This window comes from Saccharopolyspora ipomoeae (assembly GCF_029952525.1).
Taxonomy (GTDB): Bacteria; Actinomycetota; Actinomycetes; order Mycobacteriales; family Pseudonocardiaceae; genus Saccharopolyspora; species Saccharopolyspora ipomoeae.
On sequence record NZ_JASAOF010000027.1, the window covers coordinates 25,267 to 35,904 of the forward strand.

Genomic DNA, 10,638 nt, shown 5'->3' on the forward strand with positions numbered 1-10,638 from the left:
CCCCGCGAACCGCCTCCCGCACCGGTTCAGCGGCGGATCTGGTCGCGGCGGGTTCGGACTGCTGTGCCGAGGGTCGTGAGGAGGGATTCCGTGGTGGGCCAGTTGAGGCAGGGGTCGGTGATGCTCTGGCCGTAGGTGAGGTCGTGGGCTCTGCCGAGGACGAGGTCCTGGCGGCCCTCGGTCAGGAAGCTCTCCAGCATCAGGCCGACGAGACCGGGTTCGCCGTCGGCGATCCGATCCGCGAGCTCGGTGGCGACCTCGGCTTGGCGGTGGTGGTCCTTGCCGCTGTTGCCGTGGCTGCAGTCCACCAGGACGCGTTCCGGCAGGTCCGCTTTGCGCAGGCGGGCGAGGGTGTCGGCGACCGCGTCCGGGTCGTGGTTGGGGCCGGTGGTGCTGCCGCGGAGGATGACGTGGCAGTCGTCGTTGCCGGTGGTCGTGAGCAGGGCCGCGACGCCGTCGGGGGTGATTCCGGTGAACACGTGGCTCGCCGCGGCCGCGCGGGTGGCGTCGACGGCGACCTGCACGTCGCCTTCGGTGGAGTTCTTGATGCCGACCGGCATCGACAGGGCGCTGCAGAGCTGGCGGTGCACCTGGCTGGCGGCGGTTCGTGCGCCGATGGAGCCCCAGCTGACCGCGTCGGCGACGAACTGCGGCAGGATCGGGTCGAGGAACTCGCAACCCACCGGCAGGCCGAGGGCACCGATGTCCAGGAGCAGCTTGCGGGCGGTGCGCAGGCCCTTGTTGACGGCGAAGCTGCCGTCCAGGTCCGGGTCGTTGATCAGGCCCTTCCAGCCCAGCGCGGTGCGCGGCTTCTCGAAGTAGACGCGCATCACGACGTGCACCTCGTCGCGGATCTCGTCGGCCTTGCGCGCCAGCCTCCGGGCGTAGTCCAGGGCGACCTCGGGGTCGTGGACCGAGCAGGGGCCGACCACCACCAGCACGCGGTCGTCCCGGCCCGCCAGGACGTCGGCGGTGGCGGCGCGGCCGTGCGCGACGGTCTTGGCCACGTCCGACGGCATCGGGTGCTCGTGGCGCAGCAGCGCGGGTGAGATCAGCGGGTTTACGGCGGTGACCCGCTGATCGTCCAGCTCGGGGGTGATGTCCGCAGGCCCTGCGGTCAAAGTCATGGCGGGGAGTCCTTTCGGTGACCGTGCCCGCCGCAGCGTTCTCGGGCCGGTCTCTCTCGATCCGGCGCGAGGTGGGACGTCAGCGTGCGGCGAGTGAAGCTCCGCAGGCCGGCTCGTCTCGGGGTGACCGGCCGAACCACAACGACAGCCGCGTTGCTACCGCTCCAGGACCGTAGCACCCGTCGCAACCGGCGGATTCGCATCGACGACAAGCCTTGCGTCTCTTCAGCTGTCGTTCACGAACCACCGAACTGGGAATCCACACAGGACTCGTGGGACTCGTTCGCGCAGCGCACGGAACCGTCGGAGCGCATCCACAACGCGCGGACGCCATCCCGGGCGGGCGGCGTTCACAGGGGCGGTGTTGATCTCCAGCGAGAATCCGGCATTTCCCTAGTTGTTCCGGACTTAGGGTGCTGACGTGCTTCGCGCCAGATCCGGCACGGGCGATGCGGAACGCCCGTGCGCCCGTGGAGCAATCGACCATTGTGGACAGGTCTCGACCGGCGCTCCGGTGCCCGGGCGTCGCCTTCCGCACGCGGGTACTCGGGAGGCTCGACCGATGTTCAGCCGTGTCGCCATCGTCAACCGCGGAGAGGCCGCGATGCGGCTCATCCACGCAGTCCGGGATCTCTCCTCCGAGCTCGGCAGACGCGTCGAGACGGTCGCGCTGCACACCGACGCCGACCGCGACGCCACCTTCGTCCGCGAAGCCGACCTGGCGATCCCGCTGGGCCCGGCCTCGGCCCGGCCCTACCTCGACCACGCCGTCCTGGAGCGCGCGCTTGTCGATTCCGGCGCGGACGCGGCGTGGGTGGGCTGGGGTTTCGTCGCCGAGGACCCGGCGTTCGCCGAGCTCTGCGACCGCATCGGCGTCACCTTCGTCGGCCCCAGCGCCGAGGCGATGCGCAGGCTCGGCGACAAGATCGGCGCCAAGCTCCTCGCCGAGGAGGTCGGAGTGCCGGTGGCGCCGTGGAGCCGCAGCGAGGTCGCCACGCTGGACGAGGCGCTGCGCGTCGGCGAGGACATCGGCTACCCGCTGATGCTCAAGGCCACCGCCGGTGGTGGCGGGCGCGGCATCCGCGTGATCCACGACGAGGCCGAGCTGACCGAGGCCTACGAGCGCACCCGGTTGGAGGCCGAGCGGGCCTTCGGTTCCGGCGCGGTGTTCCTGGAACGCCTGGTCACCGGGGCCCGGCACGTCGAGGTGCAGGTCATCGCCGACGGCCAGGGCACCGCCTGGGCGCTGGGCGTGCGGGACTGCTCGGTGCAGCGGCGCAACCAGAAGATCATCGAGGAGTCCGCCTCGCCGGTGCTCAACGCCGAGCAGGCCCGCGAGCTCAAGGAGTCCGCCGAGCGGCTGGCCGTCGCCGTCGACTACCGCGGCGCCTGCACCGTCGAGTTCCTCTACCACCCGGGCGAGCGGCTGTTCGCGTTCCTCGAAGTCAACACCCGCCTGCAGGTCGAGCACCCGATCACCGAGGCCACCACCGGAACCGACCTGGTGCGGCTGCAGCTGCACGTAGCCGGTGGCGGCCCGCTGGAAGGTGCCCGGCCCGGAGAGGTGGGGCACGCCGTGGAGGCGCGGCTCAACGCCGAGGACCCGGACCGCGACTTCGCTCCCGCACCGGGCCGCATCGCACGGCTCGTGCTGCCCGCCGGCCCCGGCATCCGCGTCGACACCGGCGTCGGCGAGGGCGACACCATCCCGCCCGACTTCGACTCCATGATCGCCAAGATCATCGCCGTCGGCGCCGACCGCGACCAGGCGCTGGCCCGGCTGCGCCGTGCGATGGCCGAGACGACGGTGGTCATCGAGGGCGGCGCCACCAACAAGAGCTTCGTGCTCGACCTGCTCGACCGCCCCGAGGTCATCGACGGCTCCGCCGACACCGGCTGGATCGACCGCGTCCGTGCCGAAGGCGACCTGGTCACCCACCGGCACTCGGCGATCGCCCTGGCGGCGGCCGCCATCGACGTCTACGGCGACGCCGAGGCCGAGGCCCGCGAGCGGCTGCTGGCGACCGCGCGCGGCGGATATCCGCAGGTCCGGCACGACGCCGGGGCACCGCTGGCGCTGGAGCTGCGCGGCGTGGGCTACCGGGTGAGCGTATCCCGGATCGGAGCGCAGCGCTTCCGCGTGGGCATCAGCGGCGGCGGTGAGACGCAGCCCGCCGACGTCGAGATCGAGCGGTTCGACGCCCACAGCGGGCGGATCTGGGTCAACGGGCGCGGTTTCCGGTTCGTCTCCGCCACCCACGGCCCCAACCACCTCGTCGAGATCGACGGGGTGGCGCACCGGATCAGCCGCGACGAGGGCGGCGTGGTGCGCTCCCCCGCCCCGGCCCTGGTGGTGGCCACTCCGCTGGCGGTCGGCGACGAGGTCGAGGCCGGGGCGCCCGTGCTGGTGCTGGAGAGCATGAAGATGGAGACGGTGCTGCGCGCACCGTTCCGCGCCCGCGTGCGCGAATGCCCCGCAGCCGTGGGCAACCAGGTCGAGACCGGCGCGCCGCTGCTGCGGCTGGAGCCGCTGGCCGACGACGCCGAACCCACCGAGAAGACCGCCGAACCCGTCGAGATCGACCTCCCCGCGCGACCCGAGGCGGACTCCGCGGCCCAGCGGGTCGAGCGCGGCCTGCGCGAGCTGCGGGACCTGCTGCTCGGGTTCGACGCCGACGACCGGCGCGGACTGCTCACCGACTACCTGACCGCGCGGGCCGAGCTGGGCGCGCGCCCGTGCTCGGGCGAGCTGGATCTGCTGGCCGTGTTCGCCGACCTGGCCGAACTCGCGCGCGACAAGCCCCGCGACGAAGCCGACCCCGCCGGCCCGCACAGCCCGCGCGAGCACTTCCACCGCTACCTGCAGAGCCTCGACCCCGACCGATCCGGTGCGAGCGCGGGTTTCCAGGCCGTGCTGAGCGGCGTGCTCGCGCATCACGGCGTGACCGATCTGGTGCGCACGCCGGAGCTGGAGGCCGCGGTCTTCCGGACGTTCCTGGCGCTGCAGCGCATGCCCGACGACGTCGTGCTGGCTTCCGAGCTGCTGACCCGGTTCCTCGGCGTGCCACCGCCGGACGAGTCGCTGCGGGAACGCGCAGAACTCCTGCTGGAACGCCTCGTCGAAGCCGCCCGGACGCGGTTCCCCGAGGTGGCGGACCTGGCGCGCGACGTGCTGCAGCGGTGGTTCTCCCGGCAACTCCCCCGCCTCACCCGCGACCCGATCTCCGGCGAGCACGTGGCCGCGGGCGAACCGGAGCAGCCACTCGACGACTACCGGAAGAAGGTGCTGCGGGCCGCGCGGCGCGGCACCGCCTACCCCTACGAGCTGATCGGCCTGCTCGCCGGAGCCGACGGGACGTTCGTCGAGCACGACCTGCACGACGGCGCGCTGGTACCGGTGGAGCGGCCGAAGGGCGGCAACGACGCGGGACTCGTCGTCGGCGTCGCCAGCACGCCGACGACGCTGCACCCCGAGGGCGTGAAACGCGTTGTGCTGCTGGGTGATCCGACCCGCTCGCTCGGTGCGCTCGCCGAGCCGGAGTGCGCGCGCGTGGTCGCCGCGATCGACCTGGCCGAGGAGATGGGCGTGCCGCTGGAGTGGTTCGCGCTGTCGGCCGGGGCCAGGATCTCGATGACCTCGGGCACCGAGACGATGGACTGGATCTCGGTGGTCCTCAAGCGCATCATCACCTTCACCCAGGGCGGCGGTGAGATCAACGTCGTGGTGGCCGGGATCAACGTGGGCGCTCAGCCCTATTGGAACGCCGAGGCCACGATGTTGATGCACACCAAGGGGATCCTGGTGATGACGCCGGATTCGGCGATGGTGCTCACCGGCAAGCAATCGCTGGACTTCTCCGGTGGTGTTTCGGCCGAGGACAACTTCGGCATCGGCGGCTACGACCGCGTGATGGGACCGAACGGGCAGGCCCAGTACTGGGCGCCGCACCTCACCGGTGCCCGGGACGTCCTGATGGCGCACTACGAGCACACCTACGTCGCCCCCGGCGAGGCCGCACCGCGCTCGGCGGGCACCAGCGACCCCGTCGATCGCGACATCTGCGACTTCCCGCACGAGATCGACGGCAGCGAATTCACCCGGGTCGGCCAGATCTTCTCGCCCGAGCACAACCCCGACCGCAAGAAGCCCTTCGACATCCGCACCGTGATGCGCGCCGTGTCCGACCAGGACCACGAGGTGCTGGAGCGCTGGGCCGGGATGGCCGACGCCGACACCGCCGTCGTGCAGGACGCGCACGTCGGCGGCCACCCGGTGTGCCTGCTGGGCATCGAGTCCCGCTCTGTGCCGCGACGGGGATTCCTGCCCACCGACGGGCCCGACGCCTACACCGCGGGCACCCTGTTCCCGCTGTCGTCGAAGAAGACCGCCCGGGCCATCAACGCGGCCAGCGGGAACCGTCCGCTGGTGGTGCTGGCGAACCTCTCCGGGTTCGACGGCTCGCCGGAGTCGATGCGCAAGCTGCAGCTGGAGTACGGCGCCGAGATCGGCCGCGCCATCGTCAACTTCGACGGCCCCATCGTGTTCTGCGTGATCTCCCGCTACCACGGCGGCGCGTTCGTCGTCTTCTCCAAGGCGCTCAACCCCAACATGACCGTCCTGGCCGTGGAAGGCTCCTACGCCTCGGTCATCGGCGGCGCCCCGGCAGCGGCCGTGGTCTTCGCCCGGGACGTGCGCGACCGCACCACCGGCGATCCCCGCGTCGCCAAGCTGCAGGACCAGCTCGCGAACGCCGACGACGCCGAGCGGGACGCGCTCACCGCCCAGCTCGCCGACGTCCGGTCCGCGGTGCGGGCGGAGAAGCTGGGCGAGGTCGCCGCCGAGTTCGACCGGATCCACAGCATCGAGCGCGCGGTCGAGATGGGCTCGGTGGACTCGATCATCAGCCCCGCCGAGCTGCGGTCGCGCATCATCGCGGCCGTCGAGCGCGGCACGAACTGACCTCGACCCTGGAGCGACTTCACCCATGACACAGCAGATCAGCGCCCTGCCCGCTTCCGCTTTCGTGCCGCTGGACGAACTCGACGAGCTCAGCGGCGTGCTCGGCGTCATCAACTACACCTCCGGCGCGGGCGACCCCGACATCTCGCCCGGGCACCTGCGGTTCGACCTGCACATGGCCCACGGCACCGCCGAGGGCTTCGCCGAGGTGTGGACGACCGACCGGCCCGTGGAAACCGGGGAATCCGGCGGGATCGGCTACGCCCACGACGGCGAGCACCTGCTCTGCGCCGGTCGAGTCCCGCCGTCCGAGCGCTACGCCGAGGCCACCCGCGCCGCCTACACCGCGATGCTGGAGCTGATGGAGTCCCTCGGCTACCAGAGATGCGCTCGGATGTGGAACTTCGTCAACGACATCAACGCCGACAACGCCGACGGCCTGGAGGTCTACCGGGACTTCTGCCTGGGCCGGGCCGAGGCTTTCGAGGCGCGCGACTTCAGCGACACCTCGGTCCCGGCCGCGACCGGCATCGGCTCGCTGGGCGGCGGGATCTCCTTCTACGTGCTGGCCTCGCGCACCAACGCGCTGACGCCGATCGAGAACTCCAAGCAGGTCTCGGCGTACAACTACCCCGAGCGGTACGGGCCCCGGCCGCCGAAGTTCGCGCGCGCCACCTACCTCAGCGCCACCGAGGACAGGGCGGCCGGGCAGCTCTACGTCTCCGGCACCTCCAGCATCCGCGGGCACGAGACGCTGTTCGCCGGTGACGTGGAGAAGCAGACGCTGCTGGCGCTGGAGAACATCGCCCACCTCGTCGGCTCGGAAACCGCCGCGGACTACCGGATCGAGCAGCACAACACGCTCGCCGACCTCGACACCATCAAGGTCTACGTCCGCCACCGCGAGGACATCCCGGCCGTGCGGCGGATCTGCGAGGAGCACTTCTCCCCCGACGCCCAGGTCGCCTACCTCAACGTCGACGTCTGCCGAGCCGACCTCTCCGTGGAGCTGGAAGGAATCGTCCACGCACCCCGGAACGAGCCGTGATCCCCCACCCGACGCCGAGAGGTTTCCCATGAGCTCGACCCAAGGGCCGATCCTGTTCGTCAGCCTCCCCGAGGCCGGCCTGCTCAACCCGCTGCTGGTGCTCGTCGAGGAGCTGTCGCGCCGGGGCGTGCCGGACCTGTGGTTCGTCGCCGACGAGAAGGCGCGCTCCGGTGTGGAAGCGGCCGAGGTCGGGTCACCGATCGAGTTCCTCTCCCTCGGAGACGTGACGCCGGAGATGTCGTCGGTGACCTGGCCCGACGAGGTCTACCGCCGGGTCACCCAGTCCTCGCGGTTCAAGGCCCACCGCGCCGTGATCGAGCAGACCCACCGGCCCGAGCAGCGGGTGCCGAAGTACCGGGCGCTGGAAGAGGCCGTGGCGAAGGTCCAGCCGGCGCTGATGGTCATCGACTGCATGTGCCAGTTCGGGCACGAGCTGGCCATCACCGAGAAGATCCCGTTCGTGCTCAGCGACACCTTCGTGCCCAGCTACCTCTACACCTCGGCCGTGCCGATCGGGAAGTCCTACACGCCACCGGACTTCCCCGCGCCGAACTCCGGTCTGCCGCTGAAGATGAACGTGCGCCAGCGGCTCGCGAACCGGCTGTTCCGCTGGCGCACGCTGAGCCTGGCGTTCTCCTCGATGATGAAGGAGCGCAACGCCCGCGACACCGAGGTCCGCGCCGAGCTCGGCATCGACCCGGCCGCCTACGGCCAGTTCACGCGCGTCGAGGCCGCCGAGATGGTGCTGTGCTACGCGGTCCCGGAGATGGACTACCCGTTCGAGCTCCCCGACGGGCTGCGCACCGTGGGCGCGATGGTGCCGCCGCTGCCGCAGGCGCCCGCCGACGAGCTCACCCGGTGGCTGGACGAGCGGAAGTCCGTGATCTACACCGGTTTCGGCACGATCACCCGGCTCACCGCCGGGCAGGTCCGGTCGTTCGTCGAGGTCGTCCGGCGGTTGGAGGGGCAGCACGACGTGCTGTGGAAGCTGCCCGAGGACCAGCAGGAGTGGCTCCCGGAGGAGCTGCCCGGCAACCTGCGCATCGAGTCGTGGGTGCCGTCGCAGCTGGACGTGCTCGCGCACCCGAACGTGACGCTGTTCTTCACCCACGGCGGCGGCAACGCCTACACCGAGGGCGTGCACTTCGGCAAGCCGATGGTGATGCGGCCGCTGTGGGTCGACTGCTACGACCAGGCGGTGCGCGGCCACGACGTCGGCGTCAGCCTCACCCTCGACAAGCCGCGCGACATGGACCCCGACGACGTCCTGGACAAGCTCACCCGAGTGCTCGGCGACCCGTCGTTCCGGCAGCGCGCCGAAGAGCTCTCCGCGCTCCAGCGCACCGCCGGGGGCCGCACCACCGCGGCCGACCTGATCCTCGATCTGCCCGCGCTCGCAGGGAAGTGAACCGCGTGACCAACACCGAAGAGCAGCCCGTCCCGTTCATGCTGCGCAGGCCGGGCGTGTCGTTCCCGCCGCCCGAGTACGCCGAGTTCCGGCAGCGGCAGGGCCTGATCCGCGCGGCGCTGCCCACCGGCGACACGGTCTGGCTGGTGACCCGGCACGAGGACGTGCGGGAGGTCCTCACCGATCCGCGGATCAGCTCGAACCCGGCGCACGAGGGCTTCCCCGCGCCCGGCCGCACCGGCGGGGTGCCGGCCGCCAGCGAGATCCCCGGCTGGTTCGTGGCGCTCGACCCTCCGGACCACGGCAAGTTCCGCAAGCAGCTGCTGCCCGAGTTCACCGTGCGCCGCATCCGGGCGCTGCGGCCGGCGATCGAGTCCATCGTGGACGAGTCGATCGACGCGATGCTGGCCCGCGGCAACAGCGCCGACCTCGTCGAGGACTTCTCGCTGTCGGTGCCGTCGCTGGTCATCTCGGCGCTGCTGGGCGTGCCGAAGGTCGATCGCGCGTTCTTCGAGGCCAAGACCAAGATCCTGGTGACGATCAACTCGACCGACGAGCAGCGCGACGAGGCCAGCAAGCAGATCCTGCGCTACCTCAACCGGCTCATCGCGATCAAGCGGAAGCGCCCCGGCGACGACCTGCTCAGCAAGCTCAGCGCAGGCGACGGCATGTCCGTGCAGGAGCTCTCCGGCGTGGCGATGCTGCTGCTCATCGCCGGGCACGAGACCACCGCGAACAACATCTCGCTGGGCGTGCTGACGCTGCTCTCGCACCCGGAGTGGATCAACGATCCGCGGGTCGTCGAGGAGCTGCTGCGCTACTACTCGGTCGCCGACATGGTGGCGCTGCGGGTCGCCACCGACGACGTCGAGATCGGCGGGCAGCTGATCAAGGCGGGCGAGGGCGTGGTGCCGCTGGTCGCCGGCGCCAACCACGACTCGACGGTCTTCGAACGGCCCGACGAGTTCGACCCCACTCGCTCCGCGCAGGGCCACGTCGCGTTCGGCTACGGCGTGCACCAGTGCCTCGGGCAGAACCTCGTCCGGCTGGAGATGGAGGTCGCCTACTCCAAGCTGTTCGAGCGCATCCCGACGCTGGAAGTGGCCGTGCCGATGTCGGAACTGCCGTTCAAGTACGACGGGATCCTCTTCGGGCTGCACGCGCTGCCCGTGCGCTGGTGACCCGATCCCCTCCCGCTCCCGGAAAGGTGAAACAAGCATGACCCAGATCGTCGTGGACACCGAGAAGTGCGTCGGCGCGGCGCAGTGCGTGCTCTCGGCCCCGGACCTGTTCGACCAGGACGACGACGGCTTCGTCCTCGTCCTGGAGGAGAACCCGGCGGGCGAGCTCGCCCGATCGGCCACCACGGCCGCCACCCTCTGCCCCTCCCAAGCCATCACGGTCCAGGACTGACCCCGGGACCGAACCACGAGCCCGACCCCGGCCCGCGCGCAAAACCCAACCTCAGTCCGCAAGGCCACGCCGCGAGGTCCCGGGTGACGCGATTTCAATGGAAATCCGGTCCCCGATTTCAATGGAAATCAGGAGTCCGACTTCCATTGAAATCGCGTCACCCCTGGCGATGAGCTCCTGGCCGTCGAGGTGCTCACCGGAGCGTCGCCGGCGCGCGACGCTCGTCCCCTGCCGGTCACGAGCACCCGAGGCGACCAGGCCTGAAGATGCCCCGCACCACACCAGGTGCGGGGCATCCTGCTGTGCGCACCGCCCCACCGCCAATCCGGAGCCGTGGACTGCGTGAATCCGGTCCGGGTGCCCGGGCTCGGGTCGTGCGGGGTGAGGCAGGGGACAGTTTTAGCCATAATTGTCCGGACAAAAGGGACATTGATCATGGGTGATTATGGCTAAAACTGTCCCCACCCGAGTCTCCGACCACAGAGATGAGATGAGGTCGGGACCGAGATCGGGGTCGGGATTGCGGACGCGATCGGGAGTTGATCGCGTCCGCAATCCGGGTTGCTCGGAGGGCTCGGGACCCGGAGCGGGGACCGGGCTCTGGGGACCGGGGCCTGGCGGCCGGGCTCTGGGGACCGGGCCCTGGCGGCAGGCGGGAGCAGGGGTCTGGGGGCGGGGCTGG

The 10,638-nt window shown here is 70.9% G+C and carries 6 protein-coding genes; 5 read left to right on the plus strand and 1 reads right to left on the minus strand.

All coding sequences use genetic code 11. From position 1 onward, the window contains the following. Window positions 1-26 precede the first annotated feature (26 nt). Window positions 27-1,127, minus strand: coding sequence for a 3-deoxy-7-phosphoheptulonate synthase (locus tag QFW96_RS27060; protein ID WP_281458564.1), 1,101 nt, complete (start codon window positions 1,125-1,127; stop codon window positions 27-29). Between the two features lie 562 nt (window positions 1,128-1,689). On the opposite strand from QFW96_RS27060, the gene QFW96_RS27065 reads away from it, so the two are divergent. Genes QFW96_RS27065 through QFW96_RS27085 form a run of 5 tightly spaced genes read left to right on the plus strand, consistent with a single transcriptional unit; the run spans window position 1,690 to window position 9,956 of the window. Then, window positions 1,690-6,087, plus strand: a complete 4,398-nt coding sequence (locus tag QFW96_RS27065) for an ATP-binding protein (RefSeq protein WP_281458565.1) — start codon at window positions 1,690-1,692, stop codon at window positions 6,085-6,087. 25 nt (window positions 6,088-6,112) lie between these two features. Then, complete coding sequence (locus QFW96_RS27070) at window positions 6,113-7,135, plus strand: FkbO/Hyg5 family chorismatase (protein WP_281458566.1); 1,023 nt, start codon at window positions 6,113-6,115, stop codon at window positions 7,133-7,135. A 28-nt stretch (window positions 7,136-7,163) separates the two neighbouring features. Continuing rightward, complete coding sequence (locus QFW96_RS27075) at window positions 7,164-8,543, plus strand: glycosyltransferase (protein ID WP_281458567.1); 1,380 nt, start codon at window positions 7,164-7,166, stop codon at window positions 8,541-8,543. 5 nt (window positions 8,544-8,548) lie between these two features. Beyond that, window positions 8,549-9,724, plus strand: a complete 1,176-nt coding sequence (locus QFW96_RS27080; RefSeq protein WP_281458568.1) for a cytochrome P450 — start codon at window positions 8,549-8,551, stop codon at window positions 9,722-9,724. 37 nt (window positions 9,725-9,761) lie between these two features. Further along, complete coding sequence (locus QFW96_RS27085) at window positions 9,762-9,956, plus strand: ferredoxin (protein WP_281458569.1); 195 nt, start codon at window positions 9,762-9,764, stop codon at window positions 9,954-9,956. Window positions 9,957-10,638 lie beyond the last annotated feature (682 nt).

What these genes read in the sequence shown, in the direction of transcription:
- QFW96_RS27085 (WP_281458569.1), top strand. Translation starts at nt 9,762, where the DNA reads ATGACCCAGATCGTCGTGGACACCGAGAAGTGCGTCGGCGCGGCGCAG.
- QFW96_RS27070 (WP_281458566.1), top strand. Translation starts at nt 6,113, where the DNA reads ATGACACAGCAGATCAGCGCCCTGCCCGCTTCCGCTTTCGTGCCGCTG.
- QFW96_RS27060 (WP_281458564.1), bottom strand. Translation starts at nt 1,127, where the DNA reads ATGACTTTGACCGCAGGGCCTGCGGACATCACCCCCGAGCTGGACGAT.
- QFW96_RS27065 (WP_281458565.1), top strand. Translation starts at nt 1,690, where the DNA reads ATGTTCAGCCGTGTCGCCATCGTCAACCGCGGAGAGGCCGCGATGCGG.
- QFW96_RS27075 (WP_281458567.1), top strand. Translation starts at nt 7,164, where the DNA reads ATGAGCTCGACCCAAGGGCCGATCCTGTTCGTCAGCCTCCCCGAGGCC.